The organism is Dehalogenimonas sp. THU2 (genome assembly GCF_039749495.1).
Classification (GTDB): domain Bacteria; phylum Chloroflexota; class Dehalococcoidia; order Dehalococcoidales; family Dehalococcoidaceae; genus Dehalogenimonas.
Genome location: NZ_JBDLLU010000006.1, coordinates 13,140 through 39,541, shown reverse-complemented (window position 1 = coordinate 39,541; position 26,402 = coordinate 13,140). Strand labels below are relative to the sequence as shown.

24 protein-coding genes are annotated in these 26,402 nt (G+C 55.6%); 7 read left to right on the top strand and 17 right to left on the bottom strand.

The window, feature by feature from the left end; genetic code table 11:
• Positions 1-341 precede the first annotated feature (341 nt).
• From ABFB09_RS04460 to ABFB09_RS04450, 3 genes are all read right to left on the bottom strand, one after another.
• Positions 342-2,123 (bottom strand): YgiQ family radical SAM protein, encoded by a 1,782-nt coding sequence (locus tag ABFB09_RS04460; RefSeq protein ID WP_347000210.1) that lies wholly within the window; start codon positions 2,121-2,123, stop codon positions 342-344.
• A gap of 251 nt (positions 2,124-2,374) precedes the next feature.
• Positions 2,375-2,758 carry a hypothetical protein gene (locus ABFB09_RS04455; RefSeq protein ID WP_347000208.1) on the bottom strand — a complete coding sequence of 128 codons (384 nt, stop codon included), beginning with the start codon at positions 2,756-2,758 and terminating at the stop codon, positions 2,375-2,377.
• Between the two features lie 160 nt (positions 2,759-2,918).
• The gene (locus ABFB09_RS04450; protein WP_347000207.1) at positions 2,919-3,539 is read right to left on the bottom strand and encodes a YkgJ family cysteine cluster protein; all 621 of its coding nucleotides are present in this window, start codon (positions 3,537-3,539) and stop codon (positions 2,919-2,921) included.
• A 118-nt stretch (positions 3,540-3,657) separates the two neighbouring features.
• Here ABFB09_RS04450 and ABFB09_RS04445 point away from each other — a divergent pair, with 118 nt between their 5' ends.
• Positions 3,658-3,864: a zinc ribbon domain-containing protein gene (locus ABFB09_RS04445; protein ID WP_347000205.1), complete on the top strand. Its 207-nt coding sequence runs from the start codon at positions 3,658-3,660 to the stop codon at positions 3,862-3,864.
• 300 nt (positions 3,865-4,164) lie between these two features.
• On the opposite strand, the gene ABFB09_RS04440 is transcribed toward ABFB09_RS04445, so the two are convergent.
• Together ABFB09_RS04440 and ABFB09_RS04435 are read right to left on the bottom strand one after the other, a co-directional pair.
• Positions 4,165-5,409, bottom strand: a complete 1,245-nt coding sequence (locus ABFB09_RS04440) for a SufD family Fe-S cluster assembly protein (RefSeq protein ID WP_347000204.1) — start codon at positions 5,407-5,409, stop codon at positions 4,165-4,167.
• On the bottom strand, positions 5,388-6,146 hold the full coding sequence (locus ABFB09_RS04435) for an ABC transporter ATP-binding protein (RefSeq protein WP_347000202.1): 759 nt from the start codon (positions 6,144-6,146) through the stop codon (positions 5,388-5,390). Before ABFB09_RS04435 ends, ABFB09_RS04440 begins: the two co-directional genes overlap by 22 nt.
• 837 nt (positions 6,147-6,983) lie before the next feature.
• Here ABFB09_RS04435 and aspS point away from each other — a divergent pair.
• Genes aspS through ABFB09_RS04420 form a run of 3 tightly spaced genes read left to right on the top strand, consistent with a single transcriptional unit; the run spans position 6,984 to position 10,778 of the window.
• Positions 6,984-8,780: an aspartate--tRNA ligase gene (aspS, locus tag ABFB09_RS04430; RefSeq protein ID WP_347000201.1), complete on the top strand. Its 1,797-nt coding sequence runs from the start codon at positions 6,984-6,986 to the stop codon at positions 8,778-8,780.
• Between the two features lie 25 nt (positions 8,781-8,805).
• Positions 8,806-10,161 (top strand): trigger factor, encoded by a 1,356-nt coding sequence (gene tig, locus ABFB09_RS04425; RefSeq protein ID WP_347000200.1) that lies wholly within the window; start codon positions 8,806-8,808, stop codon positions 10,159-10,161.
• Entirely contained in the window at positions 10,161-10,778 is a 618-nt protein-coding gene (locus ABFB09_RS04420; RefSeq protein ID WP_347000198.1) for an ATP-dependent Clp protease proteolytic subunit, read from the top strand. The genes tig and ABFB09_RS04420 overlap by 1 nt, the downstream gene beginning before the upstream one ends.
• Here ABFB09_RS04420 and ABFB09_RS04415 read toward each other — a convergent pair.
• From ABFB09_RS04415 to dprA, 7 genes are read right to left on the bottom strand one after another with little or no spacing between them, the layout of a single operon-like run.
• Complete coding sequence (locus tag ABFB09_RS04415) at positions 10,768-11,760, bottom strand: carbohydrate kinase family protein (protein WP_347000197.1); 993 nt, start codon at positions 11,758-11,760, stop codon at positions 10,768-10,770. The two genes, ABFB09_RS04420 and ABFB09_RS04415, sit on opposite strands and share 11 nt — an antisense overlap.
• On the bottom strand, positions 11,747-12,529 hold the full coding sequence (locus tag ABFB09_RS04410) for a formyltransferase family protein (protein ID WP_347000195.1): 783 nt from the start codon (positions 12,527-12,529) through the stop codon (positions 11,747-11,749). Before ABFB09_RS04410 ends, ABFB09_RS04415 begins: the two co-directional genes overlap by 14 nt.
• Positions 12,530-12,580: 51 nt before the next feature.
• Positions 12,581-13,243 (bottom strand): PHP-associated domain-containing protein, encoded by a 663-nt coding sequence (locus ABFB09_RS04405; RefSeq protein ID WP_347000194.1) that lies wholly within the window; start codon positions 13,241-13,243, stop codon positions 12,581-12,583.
• 12 nt (positions 13,244-13,255) lie between these two features.
• On the bottom strand, positions 13,256-14,335 hold the full coding sequence (locus ABFB09_RS04400) for an aminopeptidase P family protein (protein ID WP_347000192.1): 1,080 nt from the start codon (positions 14,333-14,335) through the stop codon (positions 13,256-13,258).
• Positions 14,332-15,309: a tyrosine recombinase XerC gene (locus ABFB09_RS04395; protein ID WP_347000190.1), complete on the bottom strand. Its 978-nt coding sequence runs from the start codon at positions 15,307-15,309 to the stop codon at positions 14,332-14,334. Before ABFB09_RS04395 ends, ABFB09_RS04400 begins: the two co-directional genes overlap by 4 nt.
• Positions 15,287-17,413 (bottom strand): type I DNA topoisomerase, encoded by a 2,127-nt coding sequence (topA, locus tag ABFB09_RS04390; protein ID WP_347000189.1) that lies wholly within the window; start codon positions 17,411-17,413, stop codon positions 15,287-15,289. The genes ABFB09_RS04395 and topA overlap by 23 nt, the downstream gene beginning before the upstream one ends.
• A 1-nt stretch (position 17,414) precedes the next feature.
• Positions 17,415-18,533 (bottom strand): DNA-processing protein DprA, encoded by a 1,119-nt coding sequence (gene dprA / locus ABFB09_RS04385; protein WP_347000187.1) that lies wholly within the window; start codon positions 18,531-18,533, stop codon positions 17,415-17,417.
• Positions 18,534-18,705: 172 nt separating this feature from the next.
• Here dprA and lysA point away from each other — a divergent pair, with 172 nt between their 5' ends.
• The 3 genes from lysA to ricT are packed head-to-tail and all read left to right on the top strand — an operon-like array spanning position 18,706 to position 21,933.
• On the top strand, positions 18,706-20,049 hold the full coding sequence (gene lysA / locus ABFB09_RS04380; RefSeq protein ID WP_347000185.1) for a diaminopimelate decarboxylase: 1,344 nt from the start codon (positions 18,706-18,708) through the stop codon (positions 20,047-20,049).
• Positions 20,049-21,095 (top strand): DNA polymerase III subunit, encoded by a 1,047-nt coding sequence (locus ABFB09_RS04375; protein WP_347000184.1) that lies wholly within the window; start codon positions 20,049-20,051, stop codon positions 21,093-21,095. The genes lysA and ABFB09_RS04375 overlap by 1 nt, the downstream gene beginning before the upstream one ends.
• Positions 21,088-21,933 carry a regulatory iron-sulfur-containing complex subunit RicT gene (gene ricT, locus ABFB09_RS04370; protein WP_347000180.1) on the top strand — a complete coding sequence of 282 codons (846 nt, stop codon included), beginning with the start codon at positions 21,088-21,090 and terminating at the stop codon, positions 21,931-21,933. The genes ABFB09_RS04375 and ricT overlap by 8 nt, the downstream gene beginning before the upstream one ends.
• Positions 21,934-21,960: 27 nt before the next feature.
• Here the strand turns inward: ricT and ABFB09_RS04365 are convergent, their stop codons facing one another.
• From ABFB09_RS04365 to rplI, 5 genes are all read right to left on the bottom strand, one after another.
• Positions 21,961-22,473 carry an HNH endonuclease gene (locus ABFB09_RS04365; protein WP_347000179.1) on the bottom strand — a complete coding sequence of 171 codons (513 nt, stop codon included), beginning with the start codon at positions 22,471-22,473 and terminating at the stop codon, positions 21,961-21,963.
• 105 nt (positions 22,474-22,578) lie between these two features.
• Entirely contained in the window at positions 22,579-23,982 is a 1,404-nt protein-coding gene (locus ABFB09_RS04360; RefSeq protein WP_347000178.1) for an ATP-binding protein, read from the bottom strand.
• Entirely contained in the window at positions 23,900-24,580 is a 681-nt protein-coding gene (locus ABFB09_RS04355; RefSeq protein WP_347000176.1) for a DnaD domain protein, read from the bottom strand. Before ABFB09_RS04355 ends, ABFB09_RS04360 begins: the two co-directional genes overlap by 83 nt.
• A 2-nt stretch (positions 24,581-24,582) precedes the next feature.
• Positions 24,583-25,941: a replicative DNA helicase gene (gene dnaB / locus ABFB09_RS04350; protein WP_347000174.1), complete on the bottom strand. Its 1,359-nt coding sequence runs from the start codon at positions 25,939-25,941 to the stop codon at positions 24,583-24,585.
• Positions 25,942-25,946: 5 nt separating this feature from the next.
• The gene (gene rplI / locus ABFB09_RS04345; protein ID WP_347000172.1) at positions 25,947-26,399 is read right to left on the bottom strand and encodes a 50S ribosomal protein L9; all 453 of its coding nucleotides are present in this window, start codon (positions 26,397-26,399) and stop codon (positions 25,947-25,949) included.
• Between the last annotated feature and the right edge of the window lie 3 nt (positions 26,400-26,402).

Below are 26,402 nucleotides of genomic sequence, written 5' to 3'. Positions count from 1 at the left end.
AGCGACGTGGCAATCTCATCGCCACTAGCGCAGATTCCACGGCGTCTTTCCCAACAAAAACAGACCGTCATTGTGAGCCTCCGGCGAACTCTCTCGTTTTATGCCCACAAAAAATGCCGCGTGTCTGACTTCGTCATATCCTACGTCATCGCCACGAAATCCCGAACGATTCCCCTATTATGCCGAGGCGGTGCTGTTGCGAAATCGGGACTGCGCCCTCACCATTCTCTAATAATGGCTATACTTGTTTTGGTGTGAGGGTCAAAATAAGTTCTGGATTCTACTCCGGGATGCTACTAACGGTGGGGTAAGGTCACCGATGACCCTTCCCCCCATAATCGTCAAGGGGTTCGTTTGGAAAAATTCTGACGCACTACAGGTTTAACGTTGTCGGAGCTAACTTTGGATGTTCGCCTCCCCACCCCCTTATCAACAACAATATCCTTCTGAATCTCTTTATTCCTGAGGTCTCTCTCCACAAAAACCGGCTTCCCGGTGAACGGGTCCAATCCGGTGTAATACATCACCGCGGACCACGTGGAGGGCGCGGGCAGGAATATCTGGACCTGTTCCGGGTTCATCTTGAGATTGTGGCTGATGAATTGCTTCAGGCGTTTCATGTCGGTGGCGGTGCAGCCGGGATGGGCGGCGATTAGGTAATAGGTCAGGAATTGTTCTTTGTCCGCGCGTTTGGTCAGTTTGTCGAAGAGGGCTTTGAATTCCAGCAGGGCGGCGGTGCCGGGTTTGCCCATTTTTCTCAGGACGCCTTCTTCGGTATGCTCCGGCGCTATCTTCATCTGGCCGGAAACGTGGTGCCCGATGACCTCTTTGAGGTAAGCCTCGCCGTGGAGCTTGTCGCTGAGGAGCATGTCGTAACGGATGCCCGAGGCGACGAAGACCTTTTTTACGCCCTCGATGCGCCTTAGTTTACGTAATAATTCCAGTTGATGCTGATGATCGGCTTTCAGCGACGCGCAGACCCGAGGTGAAAGGCAGCGTTTGTCCGGGCAGGTGCCGCGTTGCAGCTTGTCTTTACACTCGAAGCCGTACATGTTGGCCGTCGGGCCGCCGACATCCCGGATATAGCCGGTGAAGTCCGGGTAGGCGGTCAGGCGGCGGGCTTCGGCCAGTATGGATTCCTGGCTTCGCCACTGGACAGTGCGGCCTTCGTGCACTGCGATGGCGCAGAAATTGCACTCGCCGTAGCAGCCGCGGTGAGTCTGGATGGAAAACTTGATCGTTTCCAGCGCCCCGACCTTGCCCAGCTTTTCATAATAGGGGTGCTGCGCCCGTTCATAGTCGATGGCATAGATACTGTCGAGTTCCGCCTGGGTCAGGGGTAACGCCGGCGGGTTGTGCACCAGGTAGCGGGTGCCCTGCTTCTGGTACAGCCCCCTGGCGGTCAGCGGGTCGTTGTTCTTGTAGAAGGTGCGGAACATCTCGATAAAAGCCTGTTTGTCATTTTCGACCGTTTCGAAAGGCGGCAGCTCCAGATAATCGGCTTTGAGTTCGGCGATGTCGCTTTCTCCGGCGATATAGCACAGTCCGCGGATATGCCGGGGATCGGTGCCCCGGGATAATGCCTCGGACACTTCCAGCGCCGTTTTCTCGGCCATGCCGTAGAGCAGGTAATCGGCCTTGGCGTCGAAGAGGATAGAAGAACGGACCCGGTCGGACCAGTAATCGTAATGGGGCACCCTTCTCAGGCTGGCCTCCAGCCCGCCGAGCACGATCGGCCGGGTGCCCTTGAAAAATCTCCGGATGAGGTTGGTATAGATGAGCGCGGCCCGGTCGGGGCGGCGGGTGTTCTGGCCGCCGGGGGTGTAATCGTCGCTCCGCCGCTTCTTCTTAAGCGAGGTGTAGTTGGCCACCATGGAGTCAATACTGCCGCCGGTGACGCCCCAGAACAGCCTCGGTTCACCCAGCCGGGCGATATCGGCATCGGTCTTGATATCCGGCTGCGCGATAACCCCGACGCGGTATCCCGCCTGCCGCAGCACCTTGCCAATAACGGCGGTTCCGATAAACGGGCTGTCGATATAAGAATCACCAGTCACCAGGATGACATCGAGTTCATCCCAGCCCAGGTCTTTCATCTCACTGCGGGTAGTCGGTAAAAACATCGCTAAGTGCCCGCTGCCGCTGTTACGGACATGGTTCTCTCAGCCGTTTCAATTGCCTGCAATAAGATAACGGTTTTATGGGCTATCACCACTACGGCGTAATTACATTCGCTTTGGGGCACAATGGCGTTGATATCATTTTCATTAATCCCCAGCGGCCATGACCTGCAGACGTGCGGGCGGTCGTTATAAATGGTGCAGCGGCCATTTTTCGGGTTCCACCACTGGCAGGGTTGGGCTTGCCGAATTTCTCATGTTTCGCCCTGTAGGGTGAACAACTTTTCCCGCTTCTTTTTAAACTTCCGGCTGATCCGGTCGGCGTCAGCTTCGGTAACCACAATGCGCTTGGTCTTGGCGCAGCACCAGCCACAACCGGTACAGGCTTCTTTCAACCGTTTCATCATGGCGCGGGAATCATGGCTAATGACATCGGCAAAAGCCGCCAGATGCGCTAGATCAGCATCGTCATATACCGCCGATAAAGGAAAGTTGTCCCTTAAAACCCGGATAACCCGGGCAATAAATTTCTGATATTTTTGACCAAGATTTTGAAAATTCGACTCCGCCAGGTCATTAACCCGGTTCAGGTCGGTTTCTGAAAAAAGCCGGGACAATGCATCGGTTACGGAGCTCATGATTTGATTATAGACAGGGTAGATATTTTAATCAAAAGCCTTTGACATTAGTCATCTTCCTTTTCCCGGTTTCGAGGGCGTGGGAGTAACTCCGTCTAAGTAATCCAATGCCGCAACGAACAGATTGAAGCATGACTGAAACCTCGACAGCGCTGGTGAGTTACCCTTCAGCCGGTACCTGTGACTGGGTACCCGCGCCGGCGGCTTCCAGTATGTTTATTGCTTTGTAAACCAGCGTCATCACGGCATAGTTGCAGTGGCTCTCGGGGATGATGGTGTTCTCACCGGCGTCGTTGATCCCCATCGGCCAGACACGGCAAGTATGCGGTCTGTCGTTGTAAATGGCGCAGCGGCCGTTACGGGGGTTCCACCAGCGGCAGGGGTGAACGTCTTTGATCAGCCAATCTTTGCCATCGAAAACGAAAAGATCGGCCCGTTTTGCTTTCAATTTCCGGCTGATACGGTCCGCGTCTTCTTCCCTGACCACGATGCGATGTGTTTTGGAGCAGCACCAGCCGCAACAGGAACAGGCTGATTTGAAACGTTTCATCCTGGTGCGGGAATCGAGGCCCACCACATCGGCCACAGCCACAATTTTCCGTAGTTCATCGTCACTGAAAGATCTTGCGGGCGGATAATTGAGTTTCAGGTCCGATATCGCCTGGGCGACATATTTCGCATACTTGGCGCCCAGGTTTTGAAAATTCAACTCGGCGCCGTGTTCAGCGTGAACCAGATCGCTCTCGGCGAAAACGTTTTTGAGGATCGAAGGTACAGACATTATCTTGGAATTGATTATAGTGGGGACGGCGATACGCGTCAAAAGCCTGAGTGACTTTAGTTACTTCGTTTCCCCGGTGAACCATGTATAATGGGACATTACTTGAAAAGGATGTGCGATGCCGATTTACGAGTATTCCTGCAAAAAGTGCGCCAAGAAATTTGAACTGCTGCGCCGCTTTTCCGACACCGCTGAGGTAACCTGTCCCAAGTGCGGTGCCGTCGAGGTCGAGCGCAAGGTCTCCGCTTTCAGTTGCGGCACCGGCGGCGGCTATGGTGGTGGCTACAGCGGCGGCTCAAGCTGCGCCCCCCGTGCCTCATCCTGAGGCTAAACCACAGGAGCCGGTCCGGCTCCCACGAAAAGAAAACAAAAAAGCCCTCGATCATGCCGAGGGCTTTTCTCTATTTGAAATGATTCAACCTTCTAAGTAGTATATTTCCGGCACCGATTCGCGTCTCTCTCTTTCGTAAAGAGAGATTAAGAGAGATTTACGTTGCTCCATTGCATCGAATGACTCCCGCCAGCAACAGGCTAACCGTTGGTATGATTCAAAATCCCTCTCCCCAACGGGGAGAGGTTAGAGCCTGTACTGAGCGAAGCGAATGTATGAGGGGGCACCTCGGTTCTAAAGAGATTCCTTCTCCGACGCCTCAATAGCCTTCCTGAGTTCAGCATTAAGCTCCGCCGGCAACCCCTCGATATCCACATTCAGAAACCCCCGGATGATGGACGCGGTGGCCTCGTCCCGGGTCAAACCGCGGGCCATGAGGTATTCCACCTCATCCTCGGCGATCTTGCCCACCGCCGCCTCGTGGGACAGGTCGACGTTGGGTACGGTGGCCTTGAGTTCTGGTATGGCGTGGATGCTGCCTTTTTCCTTGAGGATGAGGCCGCGGCATTCCAGGTGGCCTTTGACGTCGACGTCGTTGGCTTCCATGTAACCGCGTGAGATGATCTCGCCGCCGCTGGTGATGGCCCTGGCGATCATCTCGGTGCGGGCGCCCGGCGCGTCGAGGTAGACGCGGGAACCGATATCCATGTGAGAGCCGGGAGTGGACACCATGACCGCGTTGAATCGCACCGTGGCGTTCTTGCCGACGCAGCGGGCGATGGGCGAAGTCTGGATGGAATGCACCGGCTTCATGATGACATAATTCGACAGGAAGAGGCCGTCTTCCTCGATGATGGCGCCGGTGCGGGGCCGCACCTCGGTTTCCGGCGACCAGGTGTGGATCATGCTGAAGGTGACCTTGGCGCCCTTCTTGATGTAAAACTCGGAGACGCCCAGGTGTAAACCCATCTCCTGCCGGTGAGCCACGGCGCAACCGGTGATGATGTGGAGTTCGGAGCCTTCCTCGGCGATGATGATGTTGTGCACGTCCTGCACCGCTTTGCCGCGCTCCAGGTAGAGGCACGCCTGGACGGGGTAAGTCGTCTTGACGCCGGGCAGGGCGCGGATGAAATAGCCGTCGGCGCCGTGAAGCTCCACGTGAGCGGTGTATTTATCGGCGTCCACCGCCACCGCTTTCCACCAGTAGTCCTTCAGCCAGTCGTACTTCTCCCAGGCGGCGCTGACGCTCATGACCTCGATGCCGTCCTGGGCGGCGCCGAAGTGCACCGGCGTATTGTCCATCTGCACGAAGGTGCCGGAACGCTCACTGCGGTCGTCCAGCATGATGCCGGATTCCAGCATCCGGGACTTGTCTATCTCGGAGATGGTTTCAGGCTTGGACAGATACTCCCGGTCGCTCTTTTCAGGTACGACGAAAGTGTCCAGGTCGATATCCGCCCCGTAGGTCGCCTTTTTAGCGGCGGCGGCGCGGGCGCGTTCGGCGTTATCCGGGTTGTTCATCTTTTGCACGTCAGACATGAAGCACAATCTCCGTAGCCTTTGACTTTGATGGTTTCCAGTATCTCATGGGGATCACCCTCGCAGATGATGCGCCCGCCGAACATAACATAACCGGTGCGGGCGTTGACGTATTCCAGGATATGGCCGGTGTGAGAGATGATCAGGCCGCTGCGAGTCCGGTTGCGCATCGGATGAGTCTTTTCCAGCAGGTTGTTGATAAGTTCGCCGATCAGGGCGATATTTTCCAGGTCGACACCGGATTCCGGTTCGTCTAAAAGCACCAGGTCCGGGCTCTGCGCCAGGAGTTGCAGCAGTTCCGACCGTTTGGTCTCGCCGCCGGAAAAGCCGTAGTTGATATCCCGTTCGAGGAAATCCATCATATTGGCCTTTTCGGCCAGGCGGTTCAGTGTTTCTTCGCTTTCCCGGCCGCGGAAGCAGGCTTCCACCATGTCGCGGGTCTTGACGCCGCGGACGATGGGCGGGCGCTGGAAGGACAGCCCGATGCCTGCCCGGGCGCGTTCGTCGAGGGTGGCGTGAGTCACGTCCTGCCCCTCGAAGATTATCTGGCCGCCGGTGATCTTGTAGCGGGGAAAACCCATGAGGGTCATCAAGAGCGTGGTCTTGCCGCTGCCGTTGGGACCGTAGATGACATGTGTTTCACCGGCCCGGATGCTGAGGTCGATCCCGTGCAGTATCTCCTTGCCTTCGATCTCTACCTTTAGACCCTTGATCTCCAGTAACCTGTCGCCATCCATAAAAGAACCTCGTTCCTGTTGGTGATTTTCGTATTATCCGGCACCGGAGCAAACAGGTCAAATGCCAACCCGCATTTTATCTTAAAATAAATCCTGATGAACGCCACCCAATCGCGTCTCTCCCTTTCGCAAAGGGAGATTAGGAGGGATTTCGTCTCCTTCGCTTCGTAACCCGGTCTCGCCCGCCCCAACGGATCCTATACAAACCGTCATCGTGAGCCTCCGGCGAAACGATCTCAATGCTCCATCACATCGCATGACGCACGCACACCTCTCCGGAAACCCCGTCCCCCCACCCCTCCGCCTCAACAACTGAAACCTGATAGCTGACAACTAAATAAATATTTCCAAAACCCGCCAATATCCCATTGACAGCTCACGAGTGACCGTGTGTTATCATATGTTCGCCCCGTCAGAAACCAGACTTCCCTTTGCTTGTTCGCAACATCCGGCAACTGGTTTCGTGAAGAATCACCGGGGATTCTAATAATGAAGATCACATTGAACCACCGAAACCTTTACGTGCAGGAAAAGCTGAAAACTGGCGACTGATGACTGACAGCTAACCAATAATAGGTTCGTTTCTGCACTTTGGAAAACGAATCAAAAAGATATTCACCAATACCTCTACGTATCGCTAATCTTTCAACATCCCCCATTGGTAGTATTGGAGTTGGTAGTATTTGTAATATTGGTCCGCTCCCCCCGTTTAATGATTGGACAATTTTTTAATCAGATATTATTTCAGATTTCTCATTTGACGATGTTCCAATGTTTGAACTGCCGTTTACCATCGGATATAATCATTCCTTGTATCCTTTCATCTAAGGAGTAACCTTGCTTAAAGACCACCAGTGCGGCGAACTCACCGACGCGAACGTAGGCCAAAAAGTGACCCTGGCCGGTTGGGTACACCGGCGCCGCGATCATGGCAATCTGATTTTTATCGACCTTAGGGATCGCGCCGGCCTGGTCCAGGTCGTCTTCAACCCGGAGTCGGCCAAAGAAGCTCATCATATCGCGGAGTCTTTCCGCTCTGAGTTCGTGGTTAAGGTCACCGGCATCGTGACACGGCGGCCGGCGGGTACCGAGAATTTAAAAATGCCGACCGGCATGGTGGAAGTCGCCGCTGAGTCCGTCGAGATACTGAACGAGTCCCGGACACCTCCCTTCTACGTCAACGAAGACGTGGATGTCGATGAGTCTCTGCGGCTGAAATATCGCTATCTGGACCTGCGGCGTCCCCGGATGCTGAACAATATGATACTGCGGCACAACGTCATCCGCTTCATGCGCCGCTACCTGGACGACCGGGGCTTCCTGGAGATAGAAACGCCGATTCTGCTTAAAAGCACCCCGGAGGGCGCGCGGGACTACCTGGTGCCCAGCCGCCTGTATCCCGGCAAGTTTTACGCACTGGCCCAGTCCCCGCAACAGTTGAAACAGTTGCTGATGGTGGCCGGCATAGAAAAATATTACCAGATCGCCCGCTGCTTCCGTGACGAGGACCTCCGGGCCGACCGCCAGCCGGAATTCACCCAGCTTGACCTTGAAATGAGCTTCGTCGACGAAGAAGACATGATGGAGTTGCTGGAAGGGCTGTTTTCCAGCCTGGCCGAGGCGGTGACGCCGCATAAAAAGTTCCGCAAACCGTTCCCCCGCCTGAGCTTTAACGACATCATGGAGCGTTACGGTTGCGACAAGCCTGACCTGCGCTTCGGCATGGAACTGGCGGACCTGACCGATATCGCCGCCGTGACCGGTTTCGGGGTCTTCTCCGGCACCGTCGCCAAAGGTGGCGTGGTCAAGGCCATCGCCGCGCCGGGCTGCGGCGGCTACAACAAGAACCAGGTGGATGACCTGATCAATCTGGCCAAGCAACTCGGCGCCGCGGGGCTGGTACCCATCGCGTTGGGTTCAGAGCCGGGCGATATCGATACGTTGGAAATGGACAAGGTCCGTTCGGTGGCCGCCAAGTACCTTACCATCGATCAGATCAGGGACATGGCCCGCCGTGCCGGCGCCCGTGCCGGAGACCTGCTGCTCATCGTCGCCGGGGACCGGGAACGTTCCAACGGGGTGCTGGGCGGGTTGCGTAATGAACTCGGGTGCCGGCTGAATCTGGCGGATCCGGATGAACTGGCTTTCGCCTTCGTGGTGGATTTCCCCCTTTTCACCTGGAACGACGAAGACAACCGCTGGCAGCCGACGCATCATCCCTTCACCGCTCCTCGCGCTGAGGACATGCCGCTCCTGGAGACGGATCCCGGCAAGGTGCACGGCCGTCATTACGATCTGGTTCTCAATGGCTATGAGATCGCCGGCGGCAGCATCCGCATCCATCAGCCGGAATTGCAGCGGCAGGTATTCCGCCTGCTCGGCCATAATGAGGAACGTATCCAGAGCCTTTTCGGCCAGCTTCTGGACGCCTTCGAGTACGGGGCGCCGCCGCATGGCGGGGTGGCGCCGGGTATCGACCGGGTGGTGGCCATTCTGGCCGGGGAGCCGACCATACGTGAAGTCATCGCCTTCCCCAAGAACCAGGCGGGGGTGGACCCGATGTTCGGTTCGCCGTCGGAGGTCACCGCCGCGCAGACCGACCAGGTGCATATTTCGTTGAAGTTACCGCAGTAGTCTATAATAAATAGTAGAGGATTTGATGAAAGTAACCGACAAGAAGATCGAGGCCTGCGAAGCGCTGCTGACCATCGAAATGGACAGCGCCGACATGCAGACAGCCCTGGAGAACGCTTACCAGAGGCTGGTCAAGCGCACCGAAGTGCCCGGCTTCCGCAAGGGTAAAACCCCCCGCCCGATCCTGGAGCGCTACCTGGGTAAAGACCGTCTTATCGAGGAATCCCTCGATGAGGTACTGCCCAAAGCCTGCGCCGACGCCATCAAGGAGCAGGATATTAAGGCCTTCGGCACGCCCGGCGTGGAAGTGGTGCAGAACGAACCCCTGATCTTCAAAGCCAAGATCCCGCTGCCGCCCAACGTCGAGCTTGGCGACTACAAGAGCATCAGGATGGCGCCGGAACCCGTCGAAGTTAAAGAAGAAGTCGTCGACGGCATGATCAAGCAGCTCCGGCATGAGAAAGCCACCTGGGAACCCGTCGACCGGCCCGCTCAGGAAGGTGATCTGGTAGTGATGGACCTGGAGAGCACCATCGACGGCGCCCCTTTCATCAACCAGAAGGGCGCTCAGTTCGGCGTCAGCGAAGAGTCCAAGTATCCGGCCCCGGGCTTCTCCCAGGCGATTTTCGGCTTGAGCCGCGACGACACCAAAGAATTTCAATTGAAATATCCCGATGATTTCGCCAAAGTGGAACTGGGGGGCAAAGAACCCCTTTTCAAAGTTAAGATCATCGAGATCAAGGAAGAAAAACTGCCGCCGGAAGACGATGATTTCGCCAAATCGCTCGACGTCGATATGACCAGCTTCGATGAACTTAAAAACCGGATGCGGGATAACTACCGCAAGCGTCTTGAGAACTCAGCCGCGGAGACCTATGAAGCCGGTCTCGTCGACGAACTGGTCCATATCAGCAAAGCGGAATTTCCGCCCAACCTGGTGGACATGGAATATGAGCGGCTGGTCAACCAGCAGCTCGACCGCTGGCAGCAGCAGGTCAGCTCCCAGGCCGAGTACGAGGAGCTTTTAGGGCGCATCAATCCGGAAGACCTGGCCAGGCAACTGCGGCCCAGGGCTGAGGATCGGGTTCGCCGTTCCCTGATACTGGGAAAGCTGGCTACCGCAGAAAACCTTGAGGTCTCCGACGAGGATATCGACGCCGATGTCGAGCGGATGATGGCTACTATTCCGGAAGACAAGAGAGACGAGCAGCGGCCTTATTTCGAGAAGCCGGAAGCGCGGGAAGAGATCGCCCAGATACTCCTGTCGCGGAAAACCATCGAACGCCTGAAGGATATCGCGGCGGGCAAGGGCGGGGAGACCGCTCCGGCAACCGCTGATGAAAAGACCAACGAAGAAATCACAGAGGAGGCTAAAGACTAATGACCATGAACCCGTCTAACATCATCCCGATGGTTATCGAGAGCAGCTCCCGCGGCGAGAGAGCCTTCGATATCTACTCTCTGCTGCTCAAGGAGCGCATCATCTTCCTGGGCACCGAGATCAACGACCAGGTGGCCAATATCATCATCGCCCAATTGCTGTTCCTTGACCGGGAAGATCCAGATAAGGACATCAGCCTGTATATCCATTCCCCAGGCGGCGTTATCTCGGCCGGTCTGGCAATCTACGACACCATGCAGCTCATCCGCCCGGCGGTATCCACCATCTGCGTCGGCATGGCCGCCAGCATGGCTACCGTACTGCTGTGCGCCGGCGCCAAGGGCAAACGCTTCGCGCTGCCCAACTCCACCATCCACATGCACCAAGCCATCGGCGGCGCCCGCGGACAGGCCTCCGATATCGTCATCCAGGCTAAGGAGATCACCCGCCTGCAGGACATCATCCGGGACATCCTGGCCAACCGGACCGGTCAAACGTTGGAAAAGATCATCCATGATACCGACCGGGATTATTATCTCAACCCGGTTCAGGCCAAGGAATACGGCCTTATCGACGACATCCTGAAAAAGCCCGAGGAGAAACCGGCTAAAAGCTAAGCTCTTCCCGGTGGATCTGGAAGTACCTCTTGGAAACCTCACCGGCGTCAGGGAGTGAATCCCTGGCGCCGGGTGTTTTTAGGCACGCCTGGGCTAGTATATCGCCTAAGAACCCGCATTCATCGATGGCCCTGTCTTTGAGCAGTCCGTACAGGAACCCGGCGGCGAAGGCGTCCTGCGCGCCCGTAGTCTCGATGATGTTAGGCCACTTGCGGATGGCGGACTCGATAGTGCACTCGTACTCGTGATTCCGGATGTAGGTAGTGACGCTGGCGGCTTTGCCCTTCTTCCGTATCTTCCGGATCTCCTCGCCACAGGTTAGAAAGACGACCGTGGCTTTGGCGCCCAGACGGCGGCACATCTCCCCACCGCGATGGTAGTTCTTCCTAGTGAGCTTTTCGATGGCGGTCCGGCTGGCAAATACCACGGCAGCCCGGGCGATGACTGCCTCGAACGCCTTGATCCCCAGGACGGCCTCGCTGTCGCTGATGGACAGGCTGATTGTAATGTCGGGGTTCAACCCGGTCACGGCCGCCGATATCGCTTTCAATTGTTCCGGGCCGGCCAGCCCGCCGATATGTATGGCGGCAGCCTGGTTCAGCGTTTCGATTGCGGCTTCATTGACGCGTAGTGATTTACCGGCATCGTAGCATAAATAACTCACCCGGCCTCCGTCGGCGCCGAGCATCACGATAGCGCTGTCTGTCTGTGCATTGGGGATGGAAGCGACGTGACCGGTGTCGATACCGGCGGCTATAAGTTCCGTGACTAGTGTTCGACCGGCCGGGTCGTCACCCACCGCCCCGATAAGACCGCATTTTAAACCGAGTTTACTCAGGCCGAAGATGGTATTGGCGGCACTACCGCCGGAGGTGACATTGGCCGGGCAAATCAGGTGCTCGCCGCTGGCAGGGATGGTATCGATAGAATAGATATGGTCCGAGCGCAGAACCCCCAGACCGATGACATCATAAAGTGGCATTGAGACCGGTCTCGACCATACGATCGATTTCCCCGCTCAGGTCATAGCCGTTGATGGGTTTACCTTGACTATCGATGATATTGCCGTCTTCGACCTTGATCCGGCCTTCGCTGAACGCCTTGACCGTGCTGACGATCAACGGTAGCTCTCGAACGGCGCCGTGGCGCCTGATCATCTGGAAAAGCCGGTTCTGGTCGCCCTCACGGGCCTTGATGGCATTGGAATCGAGGTCGTCGATCTCCCGCCATAGCTCGTCGAACGCCTTCCCCCGGATGGGGAAACGGCAGTAACTGACCACCGGGCCTTTGTCCAGTTCCGGCGTCACCAGGTGGATCATCACTCCGGAAGATTCCGCTCTTTCGTCGATGAGTTGCCAGATGACCTCTTGCCAGGTACCGGCAGGTCCGTCAGGCGCGGCAGGGTGCAGGTTGATCATGGTGTAACGGGTACACATCTCCGGCCCTACGATGAGCATATAGCCGGCTAAGACGCACAGGTCAGGCTTGGAGTACTGTTCTAACCGTTTCATCACTTCCCGATCGTAATCCAGCCGCCAGTCGGGAAGGGTATCACTCTGCGCGCCGGAAAGCCCCCGCTCTTTGCGATAACGCTGATAAGAATAAGGGATGACAGGGATGCCGTAAGAGCCTGCCAGTTCGATAAATTTATCTGTTTCCACCGATTCACCCGGCTCCCGGCTCAGGAAGATAAACTCTATCCGGGCATCGATATCGCCGCGGGCGATGCTCTCCTGAACGGCGGTCAGCAAGTTGCGCGAACCCTGACCCTTAGCGGTTGAAAACCAGCCGATAGAGTACATCTAGGGACCGGCCAGCTTCTTTTTAATCTTCCGGGCGACGGTGCCGAGGTGAACCAGGGGACTCCGGTTCTTCCCGCAAATAACGGCATGGCTTAAAGACTGGAGAAACTCAGCCTTGGTGGTGAACGGTTCCATCTCCAGGTAGACGCTGCCCAGTTCCTCCGCGCTGTGCGAGTCGCTGCCGGCGCTGCGGAGCAGGTTGTGACTGTCAGCGAACTTTTTAGCCTGGTCGATGCTGGATTGGAAAACATAGCGGGCGTTCAAAACTTCAAGTATATCTACCTGGTTCTGATCGGCTAGTTTCTTGAGTGTGTGGCTGTCCAGGGCCGAACTTCTGACCGGGTCGAACGGGTGAGGCACGCAGACCAGGCCGTCCTGCTCCCGGATGGCTTTGATGGTGTCCTCGACGGAAGATCCGGACGGAATGGTCTCTTTCAGGAACATGCCCATGATCTCACCGTGAGGCGTCAATATTTCTTCGGCGACGATAACCTGGAATGGCGGTGATGTCTTAAGGAATTCCAGTGCCCCTTCAGTGGTACCGTGGTCGGCGATGGCTATTGCTCCCAGGCCTAGTTCCTGGCACCGTACCGTCAGTTGTTCAAAAGTGGTGTTAGCGTCGGGGGAATAAAACGTATGAACGTGCAGATCGACTTTGATCAATTACAGGCCTTTCTATTTTGGGAATGCCGTCAGCAACCTGATTTTATCATATTCCAGCACTGCGTCGTCCTCGATACGGATGCCGCCCCAGCCCGGAATGTAGATCCCGGGTTCGATGGTAAAGACCATGCCCTCGGTGAGAGGGCCCGGGGCGCGGGCGCTGAGGCGGGGCAGTTCATGAACCTCCAACCCGATGCCGTGTCCCAGGCTGTGTCCGAAGGCTTCGCCGTAACCAGCCTCGACGATAACATCGCGGGCGAGTTTATCGGCTTCGACGCCGGTCATGCCGGCAACGATACCCTCGATGGCGGTTTGTTGCGCCCGCAGCACGATATCGTACAGCGGCCGAAACCTGTCGCTTTGATCCAACCCGAGCCAGAACGTCCGGGTGAGGTCGGCGCAATAACCGTCCAGTTTGGCGCCCATATCGATCACTATCGGCTCGTTATCCCGGAGCGGGCGGTCGGAGGGTTGAGAGTGTGGCCGGGCTGAAGCCGGTCCTCCGGCAACGATCGTCGGGAAAGCCAGTTCTCCGCCGGCCTCCCTGATATACTTCTCCAGTTCCCAGGCGACCTTGCTTTCAGTCATACCCGGTTTGATGAAATGTTCCATTACATGGAAAAGCGCCCTATCGGTCAAGCTCGCCGCGGCTTCTATCGATCTGATCTCAGTTTCATTTTTGACCATGCGCAGCGCCTCAACAACGTCTTCGACCGGTACAAGGTCGATGATCAGCCCGGCCTCGGAGATCGCCGCTTGGAAACCGTCATGGTCGGCTATTGTGACAAACCCGGCCTCCAGTCCCAGGCGCTTGAGATTGAACTCTCTTAACAGGCCGGGGAACCACTCCTTGACCGGGCCATCGATGCGGGTGACCTTATAGTTTTCCGCCTGGATCTCAGCTTGTTCGACGTAGCGGAAATCGGTAGCCAGCACCGCTACATCCGCGGTAACCAGGACATAGCCGGAGGAACCGTCAAAACCGGAAAGATACCGGCGATTCTCCGGCTGCGCTACCAGTATGCCGTCGATACCTAATTCTGGGAACTTGTTTCTGAGTAGGTTAAGTCTGGCTATATAGTCGATCATCATTCTCTCTCTTCATGTGCCAGCGGATGAGATGCCAGGTAAACTTTCCGGGCCTGATTGCGGCTGACATGGGTGTAGATCTGGGTGGTGGAAAGACTGGCATGACCCAGGAGCTCCTGGACGACCCGCAGGTCCGCCCCGCCGTCCAGTAAATGGGTGGCAAAAGAATGGCGCAAGAGGTGAGGGTGCACCTCCTGCCGGATTCCTGCCTGACGGGCGTATTTTAGTACCAGTTCCTGTATCCAACGAGCGGTCAGGCGGGTGCCCTGATAATTCACGAACAGGGCTGAATTAGGCTTTTTATCCTTCATCAGTTCCGGACGTCCTCTCTTGAGGTAGGTCTTGATCGCCATCGCGGCCGGTTGACCGATCAGGGCCAGGCGTTCTTTGGAACCTTTACCCCAGACCCGCAGTTCCCGGCTGTAGAGGTCGACCTGCTCAAGCTGAAGGCTTGTCAGTTCGCTGATGCGCAGACCGGCAGCGTAGATCAGTTCCATGATCGCCCGGTCGCGGAGGCCTTGAGGCGTTATTTGATCCGGTGCGCTAAGCAGTCGTTCTATTTCATCGGTGGTCAGGAATGACGGCAATCGTTTGTCGAGTTTGAGAGAAAACGCCGAAAGCCTTCCGCCATGCTTGCGGGCAACGGGCATCGGACTTTCGGCGATCATCTCCTCGCGCAAAAGATATCGGTATAACGCCCGTATAGCGGACAGTTTACGGGCGACGCTGTTCTTGACCACGCCCTGTTCCAGAAGCCAAGCCATGTAGCTGCGGATGACGTACTTGTCCACGCCGGCGGGAAAGTGAATACGGTGAATCCCCAGGTATTGAAAAAACCCTTTCGGGGCGCCGTGCTCCAGATTACCCCGGATGTCATTAACGTAATTGCGCACCGTGCGCGGAGACAAATTAAGCTCCGTTTCCAGGTGGGCTAGGAAGCCGTCGAAATAATTATCAGGCAGCGGCGCCGTCGCCATGATCTAATTTCGCCTTATAATCGCATTTGGGATCGACGCATTTCTTCTGCGCGTCGCGGTATTCGGTAACCAGACCGCCGCACTTGGGGCACGGTTCCGGCAGCGGACGGGCATTGACCGCAAATTTATGCTTGGGGAAGGCGGCGCAACCGTAAAAGAGCTTGCCTTTCTTTGAGAATCGGCCGATGATCTCGGCGTTCTCCGGACAGCCGGGACATTGAACACCCGTATGGATGCGGAAAGACTGCCGGAAGCTGCAGGCCGGGCATTCCATATACTTACCGTAACGGCCGACCTTGATGATCAGTTTTTCTTGGCCGCACTGGGGGCAAATCTCTTCAGATAGCTCGACGGGCAAAGGAACTTTATCTAATTGCTCTTCCGCGGAGGCAAGGTCTTTTTCAAACGGGACATAAAAATCACGCACGACTTTAACCCAATCGAGACCCTCGTCCGCTACCTTGTCCAGCCGGTTTTCCATCTGGGCGGTGAAACCGGTATCGATAATATCTGGGAACTGCTGCACCAGGAGATCGCTCACCGTCATGCCCAGTTCAGTCGGCTTGAAGACACCTTTCAGCTTTTCCACATATTCCCGCGCCTGCACGACCGAGAGGATCGGCGCGTAAGTACTGGGGCGGCCGATGCCGTATTGTTCCAGCATCTTGATAAGCGTGGCCTCCGTGAAACGCGGCGGCGGCTGGGTGAAATGCTCTTCTTCGACCAGACCCAGCAGCGTCAAGGATTCTCCCTCGGCGAGAGGAGGCAGTTTAGGCGTCTTTTGCTCGTCATCATCATCCCTGCCCTCGGTGTAAAGGGTCATGAAACCGGGAAACGCGCTAACCGAACTTTGAGCGCGTAGCGTGTATTTGGTTTTAGACAAAGTTTTCCTGGCTTCTATGTCCACGGTCATATTGTCGAAGACCGCCGCGGCCATCTGGCTGGCCACCATGCGCTGCCAGATGAGCTGGTAAAGCTTGAACTGGTTGGAATCCAGGTATTGTTTGATGGCCGCTGGTTCCCGGCGGGTACTGGTAGGCCGGATGGCCTCATGGGCTTCCTGGGCACCTTTGACCTGGCTGGCGAACACACGGGGTGCCTTGGGTAGATAGTCGGCGCCGTAGCGCTCGGAAATGTAGTCCCGCGTTTCCAGTATGGCGGATTGGGCTACATGAGTGGAATCTGTGCGCATGTAGGTAATAAGACCGACATTGCCTTCTTGGCCTACGCCTAGTCCCTCGTACAACTGCTGTGCAATCGCCATGGTCTGCTTGGCGGAAAATCGCAGCTTACGCCAGGCTTCCTGTTGCAGCGTGCTGGTAATGAATGGCGGCGCCGGCTGTCTCGGCGAGCTCTTGCTGGTCACTTTGGCCACGGCGTACTCCGCGGGTTTCAGATCAGCCACCAGGTCGGCGGCGGATGCGGCGTTGGAAATGGCTATCTTCTTTTTTTCGCCGGCGCCGATAAGCTGGACTTTGAAGCATCCCGGGGACACCGGTTTCTTTTTGAGTTCAGCCTCGATCGACCAGTATTCTACAGGCGTGAATGCGCAGATTTCGCGCTCGCGATCTACGATGATGCGCAAGGCTACCGATTGCACCCTTCCGGCAGACAACCCGCGACGCACCTTTTGCCACAGCAGAGGGGATAGCTTGTAACCGACCAATCGGTCGAGGATACGGCGAGCTTGTTGAGCGTTAACCAGGTTCATGTCGAGATTACGAGGCGATTTGAAGGCCTGAGTGATGGCTTCTTTGGTAATTTCGTGGAAGACAACTCGGCGGTAAGGAACGTCCTTAGCTTTGGCGGCTTCGATTAAGTGCCAGGCTATGGCCTCACCCTCGCGGTCGGGATCCGTCGCCAGGAAGACAGTAGAGGCATTTTTTACCGCGTCTCTCAGCTCTTTAAGCACCGCGGCCTTGGTGCGCATATTGACATACTGGGGGGTGAAGTCATGTTCGACATCCACGCCAAGTTTGCTTTTAGGCAAATCGCGCACATGGCCGAGCGACGCTTTCAGCGTGTAGCCGGAACCCAAAAATCGAGCCAGGGTTTTAGCCTTGGCCGGGGATTCCACGATAACGAGTTTTTTTGTTGTCACCATATCAGACCGCTGTTCTACACTCCTTTATCTGCCGCGACAAAGCGTAGTTCATGCCGCCCAGTTGTTTGACCATGCCTTTTAGTTCCATCATCGCCAGTGTGCTGCTGACCATAGACGTCGGCAAACCGGATGCGCGGCAGACATCGTCTATATGCACCGGTTCCGGCGCCAGGAATTTCAGAAGCTGCCGTTCCATATCATTTTCCGGCAGAATTTCCCTGAATTCAAGCTGACCTACCACGGCATGAATATTAAGCTCTTCCATGATATCTGAAGCCCGGCGCACCAGCTTGGCGCCCTGTTGAATAAGACGATTGGAACCGTTGCTTTGGGGCGAAAGTATGCTGCCCGGCACCGCGAACACCTCACGGTTCTGTTCCAGGGCGTTATCGGCGGTGATAAGCGCACCGCTGCCGTCGCCGGCCTCGGTCACCAATGTGCCCAATGTCAGACCGGAGAGGATGCGGTTGCGGCGGGGAAAGTTTTCAGCCCGCGGCCCGGCATCGACAGGGCACTCGCTGATAAGGGCGCCGTTTTCAACGATACGGCGGGACAGGGCGGCATTCTCCGCCGGGTAAATGACATTGACGCCGCTACCCAGTACCGCCAGCGTACGGCCGCCATTCTTTAGCGCGGTGTGGTGAGCGATGGTGTCGATACCGCGTGCCAGGCCGCTGGCGATGGTGATGCCGCTTCCGGACAGTTCGGTCACCAGTTCTTCGGTGACCTGGCGGCCATAGACCGTGGGTTTCCGGGTGCCGACCACTGCCAGGGAAAGCTCGTCTTCCTGAAGTAATGTACCTTTAATGTAGAGCACCGGCGGGTAATCATAGATCTCTTTAAGTCGGGCAGGGTAGGCCCGGTCAGCGATGGTCAACACCTGTACGCCGGACTTTTCCGCTTTCTCCAACTCACGCTCCGGTTCTATCCGGGGACGCCAGTATTCGATGGAGTGGACTGTGCCGCTATCTATTCCAGAGCGCAATAATTCCGTCGTTCCCGCATTCCAGGCTGCCGTCAGATCGCCGAAGTAGCTTTCCATCAAGGCCAGCCGGACGCGTCCAACGCCTGAAATAAGGCTGAAGCCGATGTGGCAGGCGGTAATCGATAATTTGTTCAAAACTTCGCCATTCTAGCATAGCCCTTTTGATTGAACAATCGGAAAGAATCGCACGGAGGACTTATCGATGAAACAGAGCGCATCAAAGGTAACATCGCTCGGGAACAGGCCATATAATAGACAGCGGTGCAATAACGTTTTTCCAATGATGTGTGGATATCCCCGTGGGTCTTTGACTAGCCGACGCCTGCTTGCTATCATGGACGTCATGAAAGAAACACCTCCTTTTTTTCCGGTGGGTTCCACTATCGATGCACGCGGGCATCTGGTTATCGGCGGTTGCGACGCGGTCGATCTCGCCAAAGAATATGGCACACCGCTATATGTCTTCGCTGAAGATGACTTCCGCGCCCGCTGCCATGAGTTCAAACGTGAGTTCGGCGACCGTTGTTCTGGTACCCGGGTGGTCTATGCCGGTAAGGCTTTTCTCAACCGGGCCATCGTCAAAATCGTCGCTGAAGAAGGACTGGGTCTTGACGTGGTTTCCGGCGGAGAACTGGAGATCGCCGGGGCGGCGGGCTTTCCCATGAGCGACGTTTACTTTCACGGTAACAATAAATCCGACGCAGAATTGGAACTGGCCGTCGAGCGGCGCGTAGGCCGGGTGGTGATCGATAACACCGACGAACTTGAACGATTGGACACCGTGGCTGCCGGGCGGGGAGTCAGGATGCGGGTTTTATTCCGCATCCGGCCTGGTATCGATCCCCACACCCACGCCAAGATCTCCACCGGAAACGTAGATTCCAAATTCGGTTTTAGTCTCGCAGAGGCAGGGACGGCAGTACCGCAGGCTATGACTTCCAAGAATTTAGACCTGGCCGGTTTTCACTATCACATCGGTTCGCAGATATTCGGGATTCAGCCTTTCCTTGACGCTTTGAAGACCACACTTGAGTTTGTGGCTGACATGAAAAAGTCCCATGGATTTTCCACCACGGAACTGGATATCGGTGGCGGTTACGCCGTGCAGTATCTTACTGGCAAGGCCCCTCCGCCGCCCGCCGACTACGCCGAAGCCATTATCGATCATTTCAACAGCGAATGCCGGCGTTTGGACATCATGCCTCCGGTTTTAACTATTGAGCCCGGACGTGCTTTGGTTGCTCGCGCCGCTGTAGCTCTGTATACACTGGGCGCGATTAAAAATATACCGGGTATCCGGCAATATGCTTGCGTTGACGGCGGTATGGCCGACAATATCCGCCCGGCGCTCTACGGCGCCGAATACGAGCCGTTTCTGGCCAACCGGATGTCTGATCTCGCCAACACAGTTTACACTGTCGCCGGGCGCTTCTGTGAGTCAGGCGACACCCTGGCTACCGATATCAAACTACCCGATGTGAAGAGCGGCGATATTTTAGTCATGCCTGTCTGCGGCGCCTATTGCCTGCCCATGGCTTCGAACTATAACGCCGCCTTAAGACCGGCGGTTATCATGGTCAAAGACGGACGTTCACGTATGATCCGGCGGCGCGAAACACTGGAAGACCTGCTGCGGTGCGACATCGGCTGATGAGCTCAGGGTGGCATCTTATAGGGCAGGATAACGTCGTCACTTATCTAGCACGGAGCCTGAAGGCAGGCGCCTTGTCACATGCTTATCTTTTGAGCGCCCCTGAAAATAGCGGAAAAACTACTCTGGCGATAAAGCTGGCCCAAGTTCTGAACTGCATAGGGGTGATGATCGATGGAGCACCATGTGAAGAATGTGAACCTTGCCGGCGCATCGCCGAGCGGCAACACTCGGATGTTCAGATTATCAACATCTATACCGGCAATGAGAGTGGTAAGAGCAGGGTGGAACTATCGATTGAGCAGGTCAGAGGCGTCACTCATGCCGCATCGATGCCCCCGTACGAAGGCAGGTATCGCGTATTCATCATCGAAGACGCCGAGAAGTTGTCCACCGGAGCTGCCAACGCGCTTCTAAAAACGTTGGAAGAGCCTTCACCTCAGGTTCTTTTTGTACTGACCACCTCCAAAGAAAACCAACTTCCGGAAACCGTGAGATCCCGCTGTGTTAAACTACGCTTAGCCGCGGCGCCGCGAACGGAAATCAGCCGTTTCTTAGAGGATGAACTCGGTTTCACCGCCAGCCGGGCTGACCTCTTATCCCGCCTGTCCCAGGGCCGAGCGGGTTGGGCGATCATGGCAGCCAAAGAAGAGTCGGTACTGGATGAACGGCGCGATAATCTGGACCGGTTTTTTGAGGCAATTGAAGGCAGTTACGACGGACGGTTCGATCTGGCCGCCAAACTGGCGCAACGTTTCAGTCAGAAACGCGATGAAGTATACCGGCTTCTGGAACAGTGGCTTTTCCTGGCGAGGGATATTTTACTGCAAAAACTTGACATAACAGATGGAATCATAAATACTGATTACGAAATACCGGTGGCTGGTTTGGCTGAGCGGCTCTCTATTACCGAAATCCGCTCGCTTATCGGTTCGCTGGCTGGAACGCTACAGCACTTGGAGCAGAACGCCAGTGCACGCCTGGCGCTGGAAGTGTTGATGCTTAGCATGCCGCTACCCGGAGGGAGTTTAAAAAAGAGTGGTTAATGTTGTTGAAATCCGCTTCAAAAAAGCGGGCAAAGCATATAGTTTCGATGTAGCCGGGTTAGAAATGACGCCCGGACAATCGGTTGTCACTGAGACAACACGGGGTCTTGAGGTCGGTTTGGTTATAAGCGGTCCCAAAGAAATGGCTGAGGACCAATTGGAAAACCCTTTGAAACCTGTAGTGCGACTGGCTACGGATGAGGATATCGAACACAAACATCATATCTGCCGAGCTGAGTCTCAAGCTATTGTCGATTGCCGCGAGTTGGTGGGTAAATTGAACCTGCCCATGAAATGCCTGGCGGCAGAATATAACCTCGATGAAACCCACGTGACCGTTTATTTTAGTGCGGAAGGCCGGGTAGACTTCAGGGAGTTAGTGCGGGAACTTGGCCGCCGTCTGAGAGTACGAGTGGAGCTAAGGCAAGTCGGACCGCGGGACGAGGCCAAGTTACTTGGTGGTTTCGGACGTTGCGGCAGGGAGTTTTGCTGTGCCAGCTATCTCTCCGAATTCGCGCCGGTTTCTATCAAAATGGCTAAAGAGCAGAATCTGCCGCTCAATCCTCTGAAAATATCCGGGGTGTGCGGGCGATTGCTATGTTGCCTGGGGCATGAATATGAAATCTATCGGGAGATGAACGCGGAGAGGGCAACCTGCGCCGGTGCCCGTGGCGGCTGTCAGACAGAAGCCGCGCCAATCAGCCGCCGCCCCGTTCAGCCTTTGGAAGTAAAAGTCGATCCACTTCCCGTCCTTGATGAAGAAGAAACCACGGAAGGTGTACCTGCCGCCGACCAACCAGGCCCCCCCAAGAGTCGCCGCCGTCGTCGCAGGCGATAAAACAGATCGCCGTACCCGGGGCGGAAATTAGCAACCGCTAGGCAGATATTTGCGCCATAAAGGCAGCCGTTCTTCAAACCGGTGGGAACTGATCACCGTCACCCGCCCTTCCGGCAGACCGGCTTTTTTCAGCAATTTCATATTCGCCTGTTCCGGTGTCCGCCCGGCTTTATGACGGTTGCAGGGCATACAAGCCGCGACAAGGTTGTCCCATGAATGACCGCCGCCTTGAAAACGCGGCATGATATGATCTATCGTGAGCGGTTGGGTTCTCTTGCCGCAGTACTGGCAGGTGAAATCGTCACGTTGAAAAATGCCGATGCGGGTAAGTTTGTGTACGGGTCGATGGCGTTTGACCTGGTGTTGCAGGCGGATGACCGAGGGCATCGGTACCGAAATTTGCACGGTATGTACCATGCCGAGCCCATCCTCCAGCATTTCGGCTTTGCCTTGATAGACCAATAGTATGGCGCGCCTGACCTGGCAGATATGGATCGGTTCGTAGTTCTGGTTCAAAACCAGCACGGGGTGATTAAGCATTTCGGCCGTATCTCCCTAACGGTCTCAATTGTAGGAGATTATAGGCAGCGGACGCAAGTGCCCGGATTCGACTACCATTACCGATGAAAGACCGGAACAGTGCCTTTATTTTTTATAGGGCGAACGAGGCGTTCGAGTGCGGCGGGATTTATTATGGCTGGCATCACCGCGGTAGTCCGGGGCGGTGACGTTGAAGACCATGCTGAACTGGTGGTCAATGAAACGAGAACTGATAGCTGGTTCTATCTCGTCAAGAGAAGCACGGGTGGTGACCACCGTAGGCAATTGGGCGTTGTAGCGATAACTAATCACCTGATACAGTTTTTCGTGGGCCCAAGGTGTTGAGGCCTGTTCACCGAAGTCGTCAAGCACCAGAAAGGGCGTGGTTTTAACTCTGTCGAACATCTCATCATAAGAAATTTTGCTGTCTGGAGAAAAAGTGGAACGAAGATGGTCCAGAAACTCCGGCACCACCACGAAGAGCGCCGGTAGTCCTGCCTGATAACGGAAATTGATGATGGATGATGCCAGATGAGTCTTGCCGCAACCCGTAACCCCCTGTAGAATGAGCCAGCCTTCCGGTGAACGCGCGAAATCATGCGCAACCTGGTAGGCGCGTGAGAGATTCTCTCTTTCCTCAGGGGGCAGATTGAGACGGTCGCTATCGAAGCTGGAAAAGGTCATGCGTTTCTGGAGCGCCAACCTTTCAGGCCATTCACAGCCGCCGACGTCCTGACCAGCCAGTCGTACCACTGTCGCCAACCGCGGGTCGGCGATGCGGTTTCGCAGACGCTCATCCAGCGCTTCTAGCGGCGCCGCGGTTACGAGTACCGTCGGTAATTCTTGCTTGAAGCGGTATGTGATCAACTGATCCAGTTTTTCCCGTGCCCAGGCGGTATCCGACTGGATGCCAAGATCGTCCAGAACTAAAAGGGGTGTATTCTTGATCTGCTCAAAGGTATCGGCATAAGGGGATTCGGCACCTGTGGAGAAGCCGGCGCGAAGGTCATCCATTAAATCTGGCGCCGAGCGATAAAGCACGGCATGGCCGGTCTCAATACGTTTGTTGGTGATGGCCGCCGCGAGGTGGGTCTTACCGGAGCCGGACGGGCCGGTAAAAACCAGAAACCCCAACGGATCGGCGGCAAAGGTAAAAGCTGCCTTATAAGCTGCCTTGAATACGGTTTGGTGTTGCGCCGAACCGTGGCGGCCTTCCTGTAAAAGGTTGTCGAAGGTGAGTGACCGGAGAGTGCCCAATTGGGAGTAATCTATCAAGCGCTTGAGTCTATCCTTGTCGGAGGTGATATCCACACAACGGCAAGGTAGGGTACGGGTGTAGTCCGTCGTCCCTTCTGGCGTGCGGGCATGGACGAAACGGGCGCCGCGGCATAGCGAACATTCCGGTTTCGACGGCGTGGTTGTGGCTTTATCGCTGGACGAAACGTCCGTATTGGCCTTTGACGTACTTGTCCGGGCGGCCTTTATCAATATCTCGCTGATGTGTTCCATCGTTCCTACCCTGAGTTGCCCAATTATCCAATATTTTGCTGATGTAACGCCAGTTATGCTTGTTCAGCCTAGCGGCCTCGCCAATAGCTTCTTTAAGCCATACCTCGGGGTAAAGGCGAAGGGCTTCTTTCAATTCATCGGCGATGAGGGGGGTGATCAAACCGATATTTTGTTCGTAAAGACTGAAAACATCAGGTAATTCCGGCGGTTGGATCACGGTCGCCGGACTAGTTTTGATCCCTGGCAGTTCGAGTTCACCGAATTCCATTTTTCTGAGCGCCTGGCGGTTGCGCTCGTCGTTCAAAAAGTACAGCCTTCCGCCGTTAGTAGTTTGAAGTGCGATGATGATGGCATGGTCAGCCGCCATCTTTAAAGATCGCTCGATATTCTCACGATCGGTATCCGGGGGACCTTCGGCAGCGATCTCGGCGGCAGTTACATAAACCGGGAAGCCTTTTTTCTGATAAAGAAGTTTGAAAAATACCAGCAGTGCTTTAAGTTCATCCAGATCGTCGATCAGGGGTAAAGCCTGAGATAAAAACGGGCGGGGCACCGCGGTGAATTCGAACCGTTCCGGGAAACCGCTGAAATGCTTCATGGTTACGCGATCTCAGCTATGCTCTGTAGATTCTCGAATTTGGTCAACGCATGGCGGAAGCGGACCTTGATGGTGCCGGTGGCGCCGTTGCGATGTTTAGCGATAATGATGTCGGCAATCTCCCGCGGGTACTCCTTATCCGGGAACTGGGCCGCCCATTCCTCTTCCTTGAAATAGACTTCTTCCCTGTAGATGAAAATCACGATGTCGGCGTCCTGCTCGATGGAACCGCTCTCACGGAGGTCGGAAAGCTGGGGTACATGCGACGAACGCCATTCTACAGCCCGGGAAAGCTGGGACAAGGCGATGACCGGTACGTTGATCTCACGGGCGATACTCTTGAGGGAGCGGGAAATATAACTGATCTCTTGCACACGGTTTTCCTTGCCACCGCTGGAATCACCCTGCAAGAGTTGCAGGTAATCTACGATGACCAGATCAAGCTTGTGCTCAAAGTCCAGCCGCCGGAGTTTAGCTCTTAGTTCCGATACTCTCAGTTGTGGGCTGTCGTCGATATAAATGGGCGCTTCGGACAGGTTGCCAATGGCATGCATGATGCGGTTCTCATCATCGGGAGTGGACAACCCGGGCTGGAAGAAACGGGTGTTGATGCCAGCCTCAGAAGAGAGTAATCGCTGTACAAGGGATTCGGATGACATTTCCAAACTGAACATGCCAACACAGGCATGATGGTCAACTGCGGCGTTGCGCGCGATATTAAGCCCTAATGAAGTCTTCCCCATGCTGGGACGTCCGGCCACGATGAGGAGATCACCGCGTTTCATGCCGCCGATATAATCGTTCAATCCATAGAAACCCGTAGGCACACTCTCCAATTGTTCCCGGGCTGGCGCCGGTTCCAGATACTTGTCCAGGATATTCTTGATATGAACAAAATCCAGGTTAGACCGGTCATTACGCAGGTTGAAAAGCATATTTTCGGCAAGGGAGATGGAAGCGCCGGGATCAGGGTCCGCCTTGTAGCCTAGATTGGTGATCTGGGTACCGGCGGTAATGAGCAGGCGGGAGACCGACAGGTTATAGACAATGCGGGCATAGTGTTCCGCATCGAGAGAAGTCGGGACCACACTCATGAGGTGAGAGAGATAGGCCGCCCCGCCGGCGCGCTCCAGCCGCTGTTGGCGCTCTAGTTCCTGAGCCACGGTCACCTGGTTAATGGCACCACCACGCTGGAAAAGAGTCAACGCCGCTTCATAGATGTATCGGCCGGATTCTGAGTAGAAATCCAGGGGCTTGAGAAAAGTAGCCAGGTCGTAGATGACCTTACCGTCGATCAGCAAAGAGCCGTTAACAGCTTCTTCAGCAGCAAGGTCGTGCGGCGGCAACCGGTTTTCAACCAATACAGTTAATCCCCTTGTGCCGTGACTTTCACCTTGACCACCGGTAGCAGGGATGCCGAAAGCCGGACGGTGACCGGAAAGACGCCAAGCGACCGGATAGGCTCAGGGAGCTCAATTTTACGCTTATCCAAGGAATAACCGGTGACCTTTCGCACCGCCGCGGCGATATCGGCAGCAGTGATAGAGCCGTAGAGTTTTTCTCCGGCACCTGTCTTCCCTTTGACGGCAACGGTGAGACCGTCGAGCATTTTTGCGGTTGCACCAAGTTCTGCTTCAAATTTAGCCAGTTTCTTCTGGTCGGAGTCGATCTTTGACTTGGTGAGCGCGGTGGCTTCCTTGGTAGCGGCCGCCGCCAGACCCAGCTTTAACAGATAATTCCGCGCATAACCGTCCGGCACATCCTTGATCTGGCCGATCTTACCTATGTTAGGTACATCCTTGAGTAAAACTATTTTCATTAG